The sequence below is a fragment of the Curtobacterium sp. MCPF17_046 genome (genome assembly GCF_003224295.1).
Classification (GTDB): domain Bacteria; phylum Actinomycetota; class Actinomycetes; order Actinomycetales; family Microbacteriaceae; genus Curtobacterium.
The window spans coordinates 18305-34156 of sequence record NZ_QKLB01000015.1 but is presented as its reverse complement, the minus strand read 5'-3'; the positions used below and the strand labels follow the sequence as shown (position 1 = coordinate 34156).

Here is a 15852-nt window from a genome sequence, read left to right as displayed (position 1 = left end):
GACCGGCCGCTACAGCATGCAGCTGACGCAGCCCTCGACCTCGGTGCCCTCGAGCGCGAGCTGGCGGAGACGGATGTAGTAGATCGTCTTGATGCCCTTGCGCCATGCGTAGATCTGCGCCTTGTTGATGTCGCGCGTGGTTGCGGTGTCCTTGAAGAACAGCGTCAGCGACAGGCCCTGGTCGACGTGCTGGGTGGCAGCGGCGTAGGTGTCGATGATCTTCTCGGGGCCGATCTCGTACGCGTCCTGGTAGTAGTCCAGGTTGTCGTTCGTCATGAACGGCGCCGGGTAGTAGACGCGGCCGAGCTTGCCTTCCTTGCGGATCTCGATCTTCGACGCGATCGGGTGGATCGACGACGTCGAGTGGTTGATGTACGAGATCGAACCGGTCGGCGGGACGGCCTGCAGGTTCTGGTTGTAGATGCCGTGCTGCTGGATGGACGCCTTCAGCGCCTTCCAGTCGTCCTGCGTCGGGATGGTGATGTTCGCGTTGTCGAACAGCGACGCGACGCGGGGGGTGGCCGGCGTCCAGACCTGGTCGGTGTACTTGTCGAAGAACTCACCCGACGCGTACTTCGAGTCGCGGAAGCCGTCGAAGGTCTCCCCGGTCTCGATCGCGATGTTGTTCGAGGCGCGCAGGGCGTGGAACAGCACCGTGTAGAAGTAGATGTTCGTGAAGTCGATGCCCTCTTCGGAGCCGTAGTACACGCGCTCACGAGCGAGGTAGCCGTGCAGGTTCATCTGGCCGAGGCCGATGGCGTGCGACTTGTCGTTGCCGTCCTCGACCGAGCGGACCGACGAGATGTGCGACATCTGCGAGACCGAGGTCAGGCCGCGGATGGCGGTCTCGATGGTCTTGCCGAAGTCCGGCGAGTCCATCGTCAGCGCGATGTTCAGCGAGCCGAGGTTGCAGGAGATGTCCTTGCCGATCTCCTTGTAGGACAGGTCCTCGTTGAAGGTGGTCGGGGTGTTGACCTGCAGGATCTCCGAGCACAGGTTGGACATGTTGATCCGACCCTTGATCGGGTTCGCCTTGTTCACCGTGTCCTCGAACACGATGTACGGGTAGCCCGACTCGAACTGGATCTCGGCGATGGTCGTGAAGAAGTCACGCGCCTTGATCTTCGTCTTCTTGATACGCGAGTCGTCGACCATCGCGCGGTAGTTCTCGGAGATCGGGACGTCACCGAACGGAACGCCGTAGACCTTCTCGACGTCGTACGGCGAGAACAGGTACATGTCCTCGTTGTTCTTCGCGAGCTCGAACGTGATGTCCGGCACGACGACACCGAGCGACAGCGTCTTGATGCGGATCTTCTCGTCCGCGTTCTCGCGCTTGGTGTCGAGGAACTTCATGATGTCGGGGTGGTGGGCCGACAGGTAGACGGCACCGGCACCCTGACGCGCACCGAGCTGGTTCGCGTAGGAGAACGAGTCTTCCAGCAGCTTCATCACGGGGATGATGCCCGAGGACTGGTTCTCGATCTGCTTGATCGGGGCGCCGGCCTCGCGGATGTTCGACAGGAGCAGGGCCACGCCGCCGCCGCGCTTCGAGAGCTGCAGCGAGGAGTTGATGCCGCGCGAGATCGACTCCATGTTGTCCTCGATGCGGAGGAGGAAGCAGGAGACGAGCTCGCCGCGCTGGGCCTTCGCGGTGTTGAGGAACGTCGGGGTGGCGGGCTGGAAGCGGCCGGCGATGATCTCCTCGACGAGGTCGATCGCGAGCTGCTCGTTGCCCTGCGCCAGGCCGAGCGCGGTCATCACGACACGGTCCTCGAAGCGCTCGAGGTAGCGCTTGCCGTCGAACGTCTTGAGCGTGTAGCTCGTGTAGTACTTGAACGCGCCGAGGAACGTCTGGAACCGGAACTTCTTCGAGTACGCCAGGTCGTTGAGCTTCTGGATGAACTCGAGCGAGTACTGGTCGATCGTCGCCTGCTCGTAGTACTCGTTCTCGACCAGGTAGTCCAGCCGCTCCTTCAGGTTGTGGAAGAAGACGGTGTTCTGGTTGACGTGCTGCAGGAAGAACTGCTTGGCCGCCTCACGATCCTTGTCGAACTGGATGTTCCCGTCCGCGTCGTAGAGGTTGAGCATCGCGTTGAGGGAGTGGTAGTCCATCCCCGTCTGCGGCGACGTCAGATCGACGTCTGCAACTGCTGCGTCCAAAATGCTTCCAATCCTGAGTTGACCGCCGACACGTCGTCAGGGGTCCCGAAGAGTTCGAATCTGTAGAGAACGGGCACGTGGCACTTCTGTGCGATCACGTCGCCCGCGAGACCGTAGGCCTCGCCGAAGTTCGTGTTGCCGGCGGCGATCACGCCCCGGATCAGTGCCCGGTTGTGTTCGTCGTTGAGGAACTTGATGACCTGCTTGGGGACCGCTCCGTGGCCGTTGCCGCCGCCGTAGGTGGGCAGGACGAGCACGTACGGGCCGTCCGCGTGGAGGAACGGCTCGCTCGGGAGGAGCGGGATCCGGTCGGCGTCCTGGCCGAGCTTCTCCACGAACCGGGCGGTGTTGCCCGAGACACTCGAGAAGTAGACGAGGCGGCTCATGGTGCGCTCCCTGGCGAGGTGCGGACTGCGGACCGGAGGGGTGTGGCGGGGGCGGGACGAGCCTCCAGGCTGTCTGCCCGCCACCGGGCGACGCGGGCCGGACGGCCCGCGCGGCGTCAGGCCAGTTCGGCGCTGAGGGTGGCGATCTTGTCGGGGCGGAAGCCCGACCAGTGGTCGTCGTCGGTCACGACGACGGGGGCCTGCATGTAGCCGAGGCTCTTGACGTGCTCGAGTGCGGCTTCGTCCGTGGAGACGTCGTGCACCTCGTACTGGATGCCCTTGTTGTCGAGGGCGCGGTACGTCGCAGTGCACTGGACGCAGGACGGCTTGGTGTACACGGTGACGGCCATGATCTCCCCTGGTTCTGGGCCCGGTGGGGGCCCGACGTTCTGGTGCTGTGTTGTGGACGACGCTACTACATGTAGTGCCCGATGGCCGGTTGGACCACTAGAGGAAGTGTTACACCCCTGTAGTTCTCCACAACGCCCTCCACAGACTGTGGATTCCCGCGAGGCCCGGTTTTCCGCCACTCTCGCACCCACCACCGACACTTCCCACACCCCGTTGAGGGGCCCTCTCCACGGGTGTGGAAACCGTCGGACGCACCTGCCACTCGGCGTGTCTGAGAACGCTGCGCGGACAGCCACCGATCGTCCTTCCCCCGGACAGGGGACACGGTCCTCCACAGCCCCTGCGGGGCGGTCCGTCCGGTCCGTACACTCGTCACGTGAGCGCGTACGGGTCCCTGTTGAAGACGCCCGGTGTCGGCCGGGTCATCGCCGCGCAGCTGACCGCTCGCTTCCCGTTCGGCATGCTGTCGCTGGCCTACCTGCTGCACGTCGAGCACATCTTCCACTCCTACGGCGCCGCCGGACTCGTGCTCGCGACCACCAGCGTCGGACAGGCCCTCGCCGGGCCGCTGACGAGCCGGTGGATGGGCAGCTGGGGCATGCGCCCCGTCCTGGTCCTCACGAGCATCGTGGCGTTCGTCACCATGGGCGTCATCGCCTTCTTCGTGATGCCGCTCTGGGCGTACGTGGTCATCGGGTTCGTCGGCGGCCTGGCCGTCCCGCCCGTGCAGCCCGCGGTGCGCACCATCTACCCGAAGATGGTGACGTCGAAGCAGCTCACCCCGCTCTTCTCCCTCGACGCCAGTGCGCAGGAGCTCATCTGGGTCGCCGGCCCGGTCATCACGACGTTCGTCGCGACGCAGATCGGCACGGTCGAGGCGATCGTCGTCGCGATGGCGTTCCTGCTCGTCGGCGGCGCGTGGTTCATCGCCTCCCCCGAGCTCGGCCGCGTCCGGATCCCCCGCTCGAAGCGCGCCTTCGGTGTCGTCATGAAGCGTCCGTCGGTCGTCGTGGCGACCCTGACCGGTCTGCTCCTGATCGGGGCGTGCGCCGCGGTCGAGGCCAGCGTCACGAGCGTCTTCGGCGAGGGCAGCCCGAACGCCGGCATCGTCCTCGCGGTCTTCGCCATCGGGTCGCTCATCGGCGGCCTCGCGCTCGGCCACCGCCCGATCTCGAAGAACACGCTCTGGTTGCGGATGACGATCGTCTTCGTCGGCCTGGTCCTCGCCGTGGGCAACCCGACGTTCTGGTGGCTCTGCATCGCCCTCGTCATCGCCGGCGCCGGCATCGCGCCTGCCCTCGCGGTCATGTTCGGGTCGGTGTCGGCGACGGTCAAGTTCTCCGACACCGCCGAGGCGTACGGCTGGATGGGCACCGGTCAGCTCATCGGTGCCGCTGGTGGGTCCGCGGTCGCGGGCTTCCTCATCGACAGCAACGGCCCGAGCGGCGGGCTCATGGTCGGTGCGGTGATGGCCGCGGCCGGCGTCGTGCTGCCGCTGGCGATGCGGAGCTGGCTGCCCGACCTCCGCGGTCGCGACGTCAGCCCCATCCCGGACACCGAGCCGGTCAGGATCCCCAGCTGACCTCGGTGGCGGCGCCTCTGCACAGCGCCGCTCGAGATGCCGGTCCGGGAGGCCCGGGGCGGCAGGATGGGGGCATGGTCACCACGATCCCCCTCCGCGACGGCCGGAGCATCCCCGCCGTCGGCTTCGGCGTCTACAAGGTCGACGACGCGGAGGCCGAGACGGCCGTCGGCCTGGCGCTCGACGCCGGGTACCGCCACGTCGACACCGCCGAGATGTACGGGAACGAGCGCGGCGTCGGGAAGGCGATCCGGGCCTCCCGGCTCGACCGCGACGAGGTGTTCGTGACCACCAAGGTGTGGAACGACCACCAGGGGCGTGACGCGACCCTGCGCGCCTTCGACGCCAGCCTCGACCGACTGGGACTCGACGCCGTCGACCTGTACCTCATCCACTGGCCCGCCGCGGCGAACGACCGCTACGTCGAGACGTGGCGCACGCTCGTCGAGCTGCGCGAGTCCGGCCGCGCGCGGAGCGTGGGGGTGTCGAACTTCCAGGTCCCCCACCTCGAGCGGATCATCGCCGAGACCGGCGAGGTGCCGGCACTCAACCAGGTCGAGCGGCACCCGTGGTTGCCACAGCGCGAGCTCATCGCCTTCCACGCGCAGCACGACATCGTCACCGGGGCGTGGTCGCCTCTCGGCCGTGGACGCCTCGTCGAGGACCCGGTCCTCACCGGCATCGCCGCCGCGTACGGGGTGAGCGTCGCCCAGGTGCTCGTGCGGTGGAACGTGCAGCAGGGCATCGTCGTCCTGCCGAAGTCGGTCACGCCGGCGCGCATCCGGTCGAACCTCGACGTCGACGGGTTCGTGCTGGGCGACGAGGAACTCGCCGCCATCGCCGGCCTCGAGTCCGGGCAGCGGACGGGCTCCCACCCGGACTCGGTGTCCTGAGGGACGGACCCGGGTCCTGACGGGCCGGCTCACATCCTGAGGGACCGGCCGATGGTCAGCCCTGGCGGTCCTCCTCGGACTGCCACGGCAGGTTGAGGTCGCCCGGCTCCGGCTCGACGTCACCGGCGTCGTCGGCGCCACCGGTCCCCGGAGCAGCGACGACCCGCGACGGGTCGATGCCGTCCTCGCGCAGGTCGTCGTCGTCACGCTGCTCGGTCTGGGACGCGTCCATCTCCCGCTCACTCGAGGGGCTGTACGAGGTGTCGGCGGCCCGCTGTTCGCTGCCGCTGACACCGTCGACGTCGCCGCTGTGCGCGGCCGAGGTCAGGGCGTCCGAGCGGTCCCGGTCGTCGGAGTGCTCGGGGCCTGCGATGTCGTTGCTCATGGTGGTTCCTCCCGTTTCCCCGAACGGTAGGCGGCGGAGGGTGGCCGGCTCCCAGGGCGTCGGCCCGATCGGGGCACAACGGCGCCGTGCCCGCGTCGGTACCGTCGAAGGGTGATCGGTCCTCGTGCCCTGGCTTCCGACGAGCTCCGCCCCGGCGAGCACCTGCTGTGGGTGGGGCAGAGCGAGCCGGGCCGCCTGTTCGGCGGGCGTGACGCCTTCCTCGTGCCGTTCAGCCTCCTGTGGGGCGGCTTCGCGATCTCCTGGGAGGTCGGCGTCCTCACCAGCGGAGCGCCGTGGTTCTTCGCCCTGTTCGGCAGCGTCTTCGCCCTCATCGGGCTGCATCTGATCGTGGGCCGGTTCTTCGTGAAGCGCCACCGGAAGCGCACGGAGGCCTTCGCCGTGACAGACAAGCGGGCCTTCATCACGAACGGCCGCAGCAGCCGCGAGACCGATGTCCGACGGATGGACCGGAGCATCACCTGGACGCGCGGTCGTACCCACTGCTCGGTCGAATGGGGCGGATCGGGCGGCGGCCTGTTCTCCGGTGGCGGCGTGCAGCACGTGTACGCGAACACCGGGATGGACGGCTTGTTCGGCCCCCGTCAAATGGCGTTCTTCGACGTCGCCGACGGCACGGCCATGGTCCAGGCGCTCGATGACGCAGCAGGACGCTGAGGGCGGGAGCGACGCCCTCGTCGCCGCACTCCGCCAGGTGAGCGGCCGCTGACCCGCGATCCGGTCGCGCCCCGCGGCGGACGACGCGCCCCGTCGCGACAGGGTGCGATGAGCGCAGCTGGGCGCGACCCCGGCGCCGTCCCCCGCCGACGGCCGGGAGGCACACCCCGCCCGACAGGTCCGTTACGCTCGTCGGGCACTCGCCACCACCAGGAGGTCCCACCGTGACGATCGTCGCCGCCGCAGACGGCTCAGCCCTCGGCAACCCCGGCCCGGCCGGCTGGGCCTGGTACGTGGACGACGACCGGTGGGCAGCCGGCGGATGGCCCCGCGGAACGAACAACCAGGGCGAACTGACCGCGGTCCTGCAGCTGCTCCGTGCGACCAAGGACACCGGCGAACCCCTGCACATCCTCTGCGACAGCCAGTACGCCATCAAGGCCTGCACCGAGTGGCTCGCCGGGTGGAAGCGGAAGGGCTGGCGGAAGGCCGACGGCAAGCCCGTGCTGAACGTCGAGATCATCAAGGAGCTCGACGCCGAGCTGCAGGGCCGCAAGGTCACCTTCGAGTGGGTCCGGGGACACATGGGCCACGAGATGAACGAGGCCGCCGACGTCCGGGCCCGGGGCGCCGCGACCGCGTACCAGAACCGCACCGAGGTGCCGACGGGGCCGGGCTGGCCGGGCGTCGACGTCCCGGAGCCGGAAGCGCTGCCCGAGGCCGTCCCGCCCGCGACGCTCTTCTGAGCCGAGCACGCAGCCGCACACACCACCCGGGCACACGACGAGGGCGGGACCGACCGGTCCCGCCCTCGTCGTTCGCGCTTGCGGTGTCAGTAGGTGCCGTCGCGGCGGTCCTGCCGCGTGATCTGCTCACCGGAGGTCGGGTCGACCCCGGAACGGGTCGTGGTGGTGGTCCGACGCCCGCCGAAGCCGACCGCCAGGCTGATGATGAGCAGGATGACCCCCGCTGCGATGAGGATGTAGCCGATGAGCTTCAGGTCGATGCCCGCGACCTGGAAGTCGACCGCGAACGCGACGATTGCGCCGATCACGATCAGGGCGATGCTGGAGCCGATACGCATGGGCGTTCCTTCCGTGGGAACCCCGACCGTACCGGACGGTGCCCGCTCGTGTTCCGCCCTCGGTCGATCCGCCCTCGGTCGATCCACCCTCAGTCGACGTCGACCTCGGCCCACCCGTCGAACCGGCCGATCTCGGTGACCCGGACGACGGCCTCCCCCGCCTCGTCGGACGCGTCGAGGTCGATCGTGGCGGAGAAGCCGAAGTCCTTGTCGCCCTCCGGGTCGGCGAAGATCTGCCGTGCGCGCCAGGTCCGGCCTTCCTCGGTGAGGACGAGGTACTGCATGGACCGGGCCTCGGCGTCGATGCCGACGGTGTCGTGCTCGTCGTAGTACTCCTCGAGCACGGTGTCCCACGCGGACCGGTCGAACCCCTGCTGCGCGTCGAGTTCACCGAGCCCGTCGATGTCGTCGCGAGCGGCGAGCAGCACGCGCTGGAACAGGGCGTTCCGCACGAGCACCCGGAAGGCCCGCACGTTGCCGGTGAGGCGGGCGGGCTGCGGCGGGGCGATCTCCTCGTGTTCGGCCTCGGCGAGCGCGATGTCCCCGTTCAGCAGGGCCTCCCACTCGTCGACGAGCGAGGAGTCGACCTGGCGCACGAGTTCGCCGAGCCACTCGATGACGTCGTCGAGCTCCTGCGTCCGGTGCTCGTCGGCGATGGTCTGCCGCATGGTCCGGTACGCGTCCGACAGGTACCGGAGGACGAGCCCTTCGGACCGGGTGAGCTGGTAGTACCGCACGTAGTCACCGAAGGTCATCGCCCGCTCGTACATGTCGCGGACCACGGACTTCGGCGAGAGGGTGAAGTCGAGCACCCAGGGCTGCTCGTCCGCGTAGCTCTCGTACGCGGCGGTCAGGAGCTCGTCGAGCGGCTTCGGCCAGGTCACTTCTTCGAGCAGCTCCATGCGCTCCTCGTACTCGATGCCCTCCTGCTTCATCCGGGCGACCGCTTCCCCACGCTCCTTGAACTGCTGCTGCGACAGGATCGCGCGCGGGTCGTCGAGGGTCGCCTCGACGATGGAGACCATGTCGAGCGCGAAGGTCGGGGAGTCGGGGTCGAGCAGCTCGAAGGCGGCGAGTGCGAAGGGTGACAGCGGCTGGTTCAGCGCGAAGTTCGCCTGCAGGTCGACGGTGAGGCGGTAGCGCCCGTCGACCTTCTCGATCACCCGCGCGTTGATCAGGGTCCGGGCGATGGTGAGCGCCCGCCTGGCCATCGCGAGCTGACGCGCTCGGGGTTCGTGGTTGTCGAACACCAGAGAGCGGACGTCCTGGAACGCGTCTCCCCCGCGCGCGACGACGGAGAGCACCATCGCGTGCGTGATGCGCATGCGCGACACCATCGGCTCGGGCTCGGCGGCGATCAGGCGCTCGAAGGACGCCTGGCCCCAGGACACGAAGCCCTCGGGCGCCTTCTTCCGCTTGATCTTGTTCTTCTTCTTCGGGTCGTCCCCGGCCTTGGCGACGGCCCGCGCGTTCTCGATGTCGTGCTCGGGGGCCTCCGCCACGACGTCGCCCTCGGTGTCGTAGCCGGCGCGACCGGCACGGCCGGCGATCTGGTGGAACTCGCGCGCGGAGAGCTGCCGCATCTTCGTGCCGTCGAACTTCGTCAGCCCGGTGAAGAGCACCGCTCGGATGGGGACGTTGATGCCGACGCCCAGGGTGTCGGTCCCGCAGATCACGGGCAGGAGCCCGCGTTGCGCGAGCTGTTCGACGAGCCGCCGGTACTTCGGCAGCATGCCAGCGTGGTGCACCCCGATGCCGGCACGGATGAGCCGGGACAGCGTCTGCCCGAACCCGGCGCTGAAGCGGAAGCCGGCGATGGCCTCCGCGATCTCGTCGCGGCGCTCCCGGCTGGCGACCTTGGCGGACATGAGCGACTGCGCCCGTTCGAGCGCCGCTGCCTGGGCGAAGTGGACGATGTAGACCGGCGCCTTGCGCTCTTCGAGCAGGCGCTCCACCGTCTCCTGCACGGGCGTCATGACGTACTCGTACGCGAGCGGGACGGGCCGCGAGACGCCGGTCACCCGTGCGGTGGCGCGGCCGGTCCGTCGGGAGAGGTCGTCCGCGATCGTGGTGACGTCGCCGAGGGTCGCCGACATGAGCAGGAACTGCGCCCGCTCGAGCACGAGCAGCGGCACCTGCCACGCCCACCCGCGGTCGGCGTCGCCGTAGAAGTGGAACTCGTCCATCACGACGACGTCCACGTCGGCGTCGGGGCCCTGGCGGAGCGCGAGGTTCGCGAGGATCTCTGCGGTGCAGCAGACGATCGGGGCATCCGCGTTGACGGCCGAGTCGCCCGTGACCATGCCGACGTTCTGCGCGCCGAACAGGTCGACGAGCTGGAAGAACTTCTCCGAGACGAGCGCCTTGATCGGTGCCGTGTAGTAGCTCCGCTTGCCCTCGGCGAGCGCGGCGAAGTGCGCGCCGGCCGCGACGAGCGACTTGCCGGTGCCGGTCGGGGTGCTCAGGACGACGTTGGCGCCGGAGACGAGTTCGATGAGCGCTTCGTCCTGCGCCGGGTAGAGCGGGCGACCGCCGGAAGCGGCCCACTCCGCGAAGGCGAGGTAGACGGCGTCGGGATCGACGACAACGCCCTCTGCCGCCGGCAGTGCGGCGACGAGCGGAGGGACGGTGGTGACATCGGTCATGTCCCCATCCTCCCAGCACCACGCGTCACCGGTCCCGGGAGGCCCGGATCCGTGGACAGGTCCCGCACCTTCCACAGATCCATACGCCCGCATAGACTGCCTCCGTGCGCGAACTCGGCTTCCTCTCCTTCGTCCCGAACCACGGTGGCACCCCCGGCGCCGCGAGCGCGCTCGAGGACGGCCTCCGGCTGTTCGAGGCCGCCGAGGCGCTCGGCTACGGCACCGGATGGGTGCGCGGCCGCCACTTCGAGCCCTTCCTGACGAGCCCGATGACCTTCTTCGCCGCCGCCGCCCAGCGGACGAGCACGATCGGCTTCGGCACCGCCGTCCTCGGGATGCGGTACGAGGACCCGGTCCGGCTCGCCGAGGACGCCAGCACGGTCGACCTGCTCAGCGGCGGTCGGGTGCAACTCGGCATCAGCACCGGGATCGCCGGCTACGGCCCGATCCTCGACCCCGTGTTCGGCACCTCCGAGCGCTCGTTCCGCGACGAGGCCGAGGCCCGTGCCGCCCGCCTGCTCGAGGTCCTGCGCGGCGACGCCCTCGGTTCCGCCGGAACGGGCTACGAGTCCATCCCCGCCGGCGCCGAACTCACCCTGCAGCCGCAGAGCCCCGACCTGCTCGACCGGGTCTGGTGGGGCGGCGGCAGCATGGGCACCGCGGTGAAGACGGCCGAGAAGGGCCTGCTGCTGCACTGCTCGACGCTGAACACCGAGGACACCGGCGCCCCGTTCGCCGAGGCCCAGGCCGACCAGATCGCCGCGTACCGCTCCCGGTTCGCCGAACTGCACCCCGAGCGCACGCCGAAGGTCGCCGTCGGGCGGATCATCGTCCCGCTCCTCGACGACTCCGACCGCGCCGTGCACGAGGAGTTCCTCACCGGGTACGCGTCCGGCATGGACGACGAGGGCCGGCCGCTCTCCGGCCCGCCGTTCCGCTTCAGCCGCGTGCTCTCCGGCGAACCGGCCGCCATCGTCGACGCGCTGCTCGCGGACCCGGCGGTGGCGGTGACCGACGAACTCGTCGTGACCCTCCCGGCCAACGGGGACCGCGCCTCCCACGAGCGGATCCTGCGGACCGTCGCCGAGGAGATCGCACCGGCGGTGCGCACGGTCTGAACCGGCGGAGCGGACAGACGTCCGGCGGGGCCCACGGTGTGGTGAGTACCGAGGGCCCTCCCGCCGGACGACCATCCCGTCCCTGATCCACACGGGATGGTGTACCCATCGTTCCACCACCTGGGTGGTTTGTCACACCGGTCACGGACACGAGGATGCGCCCCCGCACGGAGTGCGGGGGCGCATCGGGACGCATCCGGCCCGGCGGGGCGCCGACGACCGGATCAGGAGGCCGCGGCGCACGCTCGACGGACCGTCGGTGATGCGCGCGTCGCCGGTAACCAGCCGGCTGACGCATCACCGATCGTACTTGCCCGCCGTTGCCCGGTGCGGAAACCGGACGGGTCGAGCGGGCAACGGGTTCACGCCAGTTCGACCGACACCCGTCCGGCCTCGTCGACCACGGACGCGCCGACGTGCAGGGTGAACCGCCCGTGCTCGTACGCCCAGTTCCCGTCGCGCCCGCCGTCCCAGTGCGCGAACGCGCGGGCCGGGACCTCGATCGCGACCTCGGTCGACGCACCCGCGTCGAGCCGCACCGGGGCGAAGCCGACGAGCCAGCGCACCGGCCGGTCCACCGAGGACCTCGCACGGGACGCGTAGACCTGCACGACGTGCTTGCCCGCGCGGTCCCCGGTGTTCGCGACGGTCGCGGTCACGATGACGGCGTCGCCCTCGGTGACCGTCGGGGTCGCCGCGACGCCGTCGATCGACCACGTGGTGTAGCCGAGCCCGTGCCCGAACGGGTAGGCCGGCTCGGTGCCGGCGCGGAGCCATGCACGGTACCCGATGTGCACGCCCTCGTCGTAGGTGACCGCGCCGTCGACCGGGGTGACGTCGAGCACCGGGACGTCGGACATCACGGCCGGCCAGGTGGTCGGGAGCCGGCCGCCCGGCTCCCGCGCACCGGTGAGCACGTCGGCGAGTGCGTTCCCGTACTCCTGGCCGCCGAACCAGGTGAGCAGGACCGCGGCGACCTCGTCCCGCCAGGGCATCTCGATGGGCGAGCCGGCGTTCACGACGACGACCGTGGCCGGGTTGGCCGCGGCGACCGCACGGACCAGGTCGTCCTGGTGCCCGGGCAGTGCGAGGGACCTCCGGTCGTGGCCCTCCGACTCGACCCGGCTGTTCGTCCCGACGACCACGACGGCGACGTCGGCCCGCGACGCGGCGGACACGGCCGCGGCGACCAGGTCGGCCGGGTCGTCGTCCGAGGGCTCGGTGCCGAACTGGTAGGCGAGGACCCCGCCGAGCGTCTCGTCCTGCACGACGTCGTGTTCGATGCGGATCGCGAGCCGCTGCCCGGCCGTCACCGGGACGGGGACCGAGCGCGCCGGCGGGTCGAGGAATGCGGCGCCGAGCTGGTCGCCCGCGAACGGCACGTCCTCGTCGAGCAGGAGGGCGCCGTCGACCCACATCCGGGAGCGTCCCGCGGCACCGATCCCGATCCGCACGGTGCCGTCCTGCTGCGCCGTGTAGGTGGTCGTGATGTCCAGCCGGTCGGCCTCGCGGGTGGGAGCGTCCCCGCCGAACCAGAACAGCGCGGTGGCGCGACGGTCCTCCGTGTACAGCTCCGCCCCGTCACGCACGAAGGCGACCCGCGCACCGGGCTCCCCGGTGACCGGGTTCGTGATGGTGTCGAGGGGGAACTCGGCGATGCCCTCCTGGACGACGGCACCGATCGCGTACTCGACCGACGCGGCCGGGAACGCGGCACGGATGCCGTCGAGCGGGGAGACGACCGACTCGGGCACGACGGTGGCGGAACCGCCGCCCTGCGTCCGGGCCTGGTCGGCGTTGTGCCCGATGACCGCGATGCGGGACACCGCGGCGGGGTCCAGGGGCAGGACCCCGGTGTTGCGGGCGAGGACCGTGCCCTCCGCCTCGGCCTCGCGCACGAAGGCGACGCCGTCCTCGACCGAGGGAATCCGTGCCGGCGCGGCGCCAGCGGCAGCAGCACCGGCCGGCCCCGCGGCGTCCACCCCGGACAGCGCCCCCACCCGGGCGGCGAGCAGCAGGATCCGACGCACCTTCCGGTCGATGGCCGCCATCGGCACAGCCCCGGACTCGACCGCGGCCAGCAGCGGCCCCTCGCTCCACCACGGGTTCGGCCCGGGCATCGCGAGGTCCTGCGACGCCGTCGCCGCCTCGACGGAGCGGACCCCGGTCCAGTCGGACACGACGACGCCGTCGAAGCCCCACTCGGCGTTGAGCGGCGTCTCGAGCAGGTCGTTCTCCGACGCGGTCACGCCGTTGACGGCGTTGTAGGACGACATCACGGCCCACGCGTGCGCCTCGGTCACGGCCTTCTCGAACGCCAGCAGGTACAGCTCGCGCAGGGCACGCTCGGACACCTCGGTGGACGCGGTGAAGCGGTCGGTCTCGTAGTCGTTCGCGATGTAGTGCTTCGGGGTCGCCGCGACGCCGTGCTCCTGCACGCCGGCGACGTAGGAGGCCGCCAGGTCGCCGGTGAGCACCGGGTCCTCGCTGAACGCCTCGAAGTGGCGACCGCCGAGCGGTGAGCGGTGCAGGTTGATCGTCGGACCGAGGACGACGTCGACGCCCTTGCGACGGGCCTCCACGGCGGCCACCCCGCCGTAGCGCTTCGCGATCGCGCGGTCCCACGACGCGCTCAGCGCGGTCGCGGACGGCAGGTTGAGCGACGGCTCGCGCTCGTCCCAGACCTCGCCGCGCACGCCGGACGGCCCGTCGGACATGAGCACGCGACGGAGCCCGATCTCCTCGATCGGCCAGGTGGTCCAGAAGTCCCGGCCGGTGAGCAGTTGCACCTTCTGCTCGGTGGAGAGCCGGTCGAGGAGCGCGTCGATGCGCTCGCCGAGCCGATCGGTGTCTGCGGGGGTCGCGGTCACGGGGGTCGTTCCTTCCGTCGGAGACGTACCGCCGAGCGCCGTCGTCGGCAGTGCCCTCACGCTAGCACCAATCCCTACCGCTACTTGGTTTCTGCCCGGGCCAGCGAGCGGTACTCTCTCGCCATGGCACGACGGGGTTCGTACGCGAAGGGCATCGCCAAGCGCGAGGAGATCCTGTCCGTCGCGCTCGAGCTCGTCGCCACGCAGGGGTTCCGACGCACGAGCATCAAGGACATCGCCGACGCCGTGGGCCTCACGCAGGCCGGGCTCCTGCACTACTTCGACTCGAAGGACGAGCTCTGGGTCGCGATCCTCCGCCGCCGTGACGACCTGGACAACGCCGCACAGTGGGACGCCCCGGACTTCGCCGCACTCCTCGCCGCGGTCGTCCGGCACAACGCCGAGGTCCCGGGCCTCGTGCAGATGTTCGTCAACCTGTCGGCAGCGGCGGCGACCGACCCGGACCACCCCGCGCACGCCTACTTCCGCGAGCGCTACGAGACCACGCGCGCCCGCATGACGGACGACTTCCGCCGGATGCAGCAGGACGGCCGGCTCCGCACCGACCTCGACCCGGAGGAACTGGCCAGCGTCCTGCTCGCCACCTCGGACGGCATGCAGATCCAGTGGTTGTACGACCCGACCCGGGACATGGCCGAGCACGTCGAGCTCGTCACTCGCCTCGCGATGGCGCAGGTCACGACCGGCTCCTGACGTCCGGCCAGGAGGCCCGCCCCGCGCCCCGGCACAGGCACCGCCCGTCCCTGGTCGCGTCCACCACCCGCGGTGCAGGATGGACGCGACCCGACCCGGGGTCTCGACGACGAGGTGGAGTGACGCGATGACGCGTGTAGTGGTGACCGGTGGCAGCGGCAAGCTCGGACGGGCGGTCGTCCGCGACCTCGACGAACACGGCTACGACGTCGTGCTGATCGACCGGGTGCCCTCGCCGGACAAGCCCGAGCGCGTGCAGTTCGTCCGCACCGACCTGACCGACTACGGCCAGGTCCTCAACACCCTGATCGGCGTCGACGACCGCTACGACTCGGTCGACGCCGTCGTGCACCTCGGTGCGGTGCCGGCGCCGGGCCAGGTGCCGGACGTCGCACTCATCACGAACAACGTGACCGCGTCCATCAACGTGTTCCACGCTGCCCGCGCAGCCCGCATCCGCAACGTCGTGTGGGCCTCCAGTGAGACGCTCCTGGGGATCCCGATGGGCGAGCACCACCCGCCCTACCTGCCGGTCGACGAGGAGTTCGCGGTGCGGCCGCAGTCCTCGTACTCGCTCGGCAAGGCCGTCGAGGAGGAAATGGCGCGTCACTTCACCCGCTGGGACCCGCAGCTGAAGATGATCGGGCTGCGCTTCTCGAACGTGATGGACGAGACGGACTACCCGGCGTTCCCGTGGGACGCGACCCCGGAGGCGAAGACCTTCAACCTGTGGTCGTACATCGACTCCCGTGACGGCGCCCAGGCGGTGCGCAAGGCCGTCGAGAGTGAGCTGACCGGCTTCGAGGCGTTCATCATCGCCAGCCCGGACACGGTCATGGACACCCCGACGCTCGAGCTCGTCGAGCAGTACCTGCCGGACATCGAGCGCCGGGCGGACATCGACGGCGTCAGCTCACTGTTGTCCTCCGACAAGGCCCGCGAGCTCCTCGGCTACGCCCCGGAGCACACCTGGCGCCGCTGACCGC

General features: G+C 70.0%; 14 protein-coding genes. 7 read left to right on the top strand and 7 right to left on the bottom strand.

Annotation, left to right across the window (positions count from 1 at the left end; translation table 11 throughout):
* Nucleotides 1-9 precede the first annotated feature (9 nt).
* From nrdE to nrdH, 3 genes are all read right to left on the bottom strand, one after another.
* A complete protein-coding gene (gene nrdE, locus DEJ32_RS12755) occupies nt 10-2115 on the bottom strand; it encodes a class 1b ribonucleoside-diphosphate reductase subunit alpha (RefSeq protein WP_110825848.1) in 2106 nt (701 codons plus the stop codon).
* Nucleotides 2116-2132: 17 nt separating this feature from the next.
* Complete coding sequence (gene nrdI / locus DEJ32_RS12750; protein WP_110825847.1) at nt 2133-2549, bottom strand: class Ib ribonucleoside-diphosphate reductase assembly flavoprotein NrdI; 417 nt, start codon at nt 2547-2549, stop codon at nt 2133-2135.
* 116 nt (nt 2550-2665) lie between these two features.
* Nucleotides 2666-2899, bottom strand: coding sequence for a glutaredoxin-like protein NrdH (nrdH, locus tag DEJ32_RS12745; protein WP_058769310.1), 234 nt, complete (start codon nt 2897-2899; stop codon nt 2666-2668).
* Between the two features lie 377 nt (nt 2900-3276).
* Here nrdH and DEJ32_RS12740 point away from each other — a divergent pair, with 377 nt between their 5' ends.
* The gene (locus DEJ32_RS12740) at nt 3277-4482 is read left to right on the top strand and encodes an MFS transporter (protein ID WP_110901531.1); all 1206 of its coding nucleotides are present in this window, start codon (nt 3277-3279) and stop codon (nt 4480-4482) included.
* Nucleotides 4483-4556: 74 nt separating this feature from the next.
* Nucleotides 4557-5375, top strand: coding sequence for an aldo/keto reductase (locus DEJ32_RS12735; RefSeq protein WP_110901530.1), 819 nt, complete (start codon nt 4557-4559; stop codon nt 5373-5375).
* A 55-nt stretch (nt 5376-5430) separates the two neighbouring features.
* On the opposite strand, the gene DEJ32_RS12730 is transcribed toward DEJ32_RS12735, so the two are convergent.
* Nucleotides 5431-5760 (bottom strand): hypothetical protein, encoded by a 330-nt coding sequence (locus DEJ32_RS12730; RefSeq protein WP_110901529.1) that lies wholly within the window; start codon nt 5758-5760, stop codon nt 5431-5433.
* A 111-nt stretch (nt 5761-5871) separates the two neighbouring features.
* On the opposite strand from DEJ32_RS12730, the gene DEJ32_RS12725 reads away from it, so the two are divergent.
* Together DEJ32_RS12725 and DEJ32_RS12720 are read left to right on the top strand one after the other, a co-directional pair.
* Complete coding sequence (locus DEJ32_RS12725; protein ID WP_110901528.1) at nt 5872-6435, top strand: hypothetical protein; 564 nt, start codon at nt 5872-5874, stop codon at nt 6433-6435.
* Nucleotides 6436-6659: 224 nt separating this feature from the next.
* On the top strand, nt 6660-7181 hold the full coding sequence (locus DEJ32_RS12720; protein WP_110825842.1) for a ribonuclease H: 522 nt from the start codon (nt 6660-6662) through the stop codon (nt 7179-7181).
* A gap of 86 nt (nt 7182-7267) precedes the next feature.
* Here the strand turns inward: DEJ32_RS12720 and DEJ32_RS12715 are convergent, their stop codons facing one another.
* Together DEJ32_RS12715 and DEJ32_RS12710 are read right to left on the bottom strand one after the other, a co-directional pair.
* The gene (locus DEJ32_RS12715) at nt 7268-7519 is read right to left on the bottom strand and encodes a DUF6458 family protein (protein WP_110901527.1); all 252 of its coding nucleotides are present in this window, start codon (nt 7517-7519) and stop codon (nt 7268-7270) included.
* 89 nt (nt 7520-7608) lie between these two features.
* Nucleotides 7609-10164, bottom strand: a complete 2556-nt coding sequence (locus DEJ32_RS12710; RefSeq protein WP_110901526.1) for an RNA helicase — start codon at nt 10162-10164, stop codon at nt 7609-7611.
* 104 nt (nt 10165-10268) lie between these two features.
* Between DEJ32_RS12710 and DEJ32_RS12705 the strand changes: the two genes are divergently transcribed.
* Nucleotides 10269-11282, top strand: a complete 1014-nt coding sequence (locus DEJ32_RS12705; protein ID WP_110901525.1) for an LLM class flavin-dependent oxidoreductase — start codon at nt 10269-10271, stop codon at nt 11280-11282.
* 362 nt (nt 11283-11644) lie between these two features.
* On the opposite strand, the gene DEJ32_RS12700 is transcribed toward DEJ32_RS12705, so the two are convergent.
* Nucleotides 11645-14152 carry a glycoside hydrolase family 3 protein gene (locus DEJ32_RS12700; RefSeq protein ID WP_110901524.1) on the bottom strand — a complete coding sequence of 836 codons (2508 nt, stop codon included), beginning with the start codon at nt 14150-14152 and terminating at the stop codon, nt 11645-11647.
* A 123-nt stretch (nt 14153-14275) separates the two neighbouring features.
* Between DEJ32_RS12700 and DEJ32_RS12695 the strand changes: the two genes are divergently transcribed.
* Nucleotides 14276-14866, top strand: a complete 591-nt coding sequence (locus DEJ32_RS12695; RefSeq protein ID WP_110825838.1) for a TetR/AcrR family transcriptional regulator — start codon at nt 14276-14278, stop codon at nt 14864-14866.
* A 127-nt stretch (nt 14867-14993) separates the two neighbouring features.
* On the top strand, nt 14994-15848 hold the full coding sequence (locus DEJ32_RS12690) for an NAD(P)-dependent oxidoreductase (protein ID WP_181419612.1): 855 nt from the start codon (nt 14994-14996) through the stop codon (nt 15846-15848).
* Nucleotides 15849-15852: the final 4 nt, after the last annotated feature.

Bases quoted from the DNA above. Each gene is read 5' to 3' on its own strand.
- nrdH (WP_058769310.1), bottom strand. From the start codon at position 2,899: ATGGCCGTCACCGTGTACACCAAGCCGTCCTGCGTCCAGTGCACTGCG.
- DEJ32_RS12735 (WP_110901530.1), top strand. From the start codon at position 4,557: ATGGTCACCACGATCCCCCTCCGCGACGGCCGGAGCATCCCCGCCGTC.
- DEJ32_RS12710 (WP_110901526.1), bottom strand. From the start codon at position 10,164: ATGACCGATGTCACCACCGTCCCTCCGCTCGTCGCCGCACTGCCGGCG.
- nrdI (WP_110825847.1), bottom strand. From the start codon at position 2,549: ATGAGCCGCCTCGTCTACTTCTCGAGTGTCTCGGGCAACACCGCCCGG.
- DEJ32_RS12715 (WP_110901527.1), bottom strand. From the start codon at position 7,519: ATGCGTATCGGCTCCAGCATCGCCCTGATCGTGATCGGCGCAATCGTC.
- DEJ32_RS12730 (WP_110901529.1), bottom strand. From the start codon at position 5,760: ATGAGCAACGACATCGCAGGCCCCGAGCACTCCGACGACCGGGACCGC.
- DEJ32_RS12695 (WP_110825838.1), top strand. From the start codon at position 14,276: ATGGCACGACGGGGTTCGTACGCGAAGGGCATCGCCAAGCGCGAGGAG.
- nrdE (WP_110825848.1), bottom strand. From the start codon at position 2,115: ATGGACTACCACTCCCTCAACGCGATGCTCAACCTCTACGACGCGGAC.
- DEJ32_RS12690 (WP_181419612.1), top strand. From the start codon at position 14,994: ATGACGCGTGTAGTGGTGACCGGTGGCAGCGGCAAGCTCGGACGGGCG.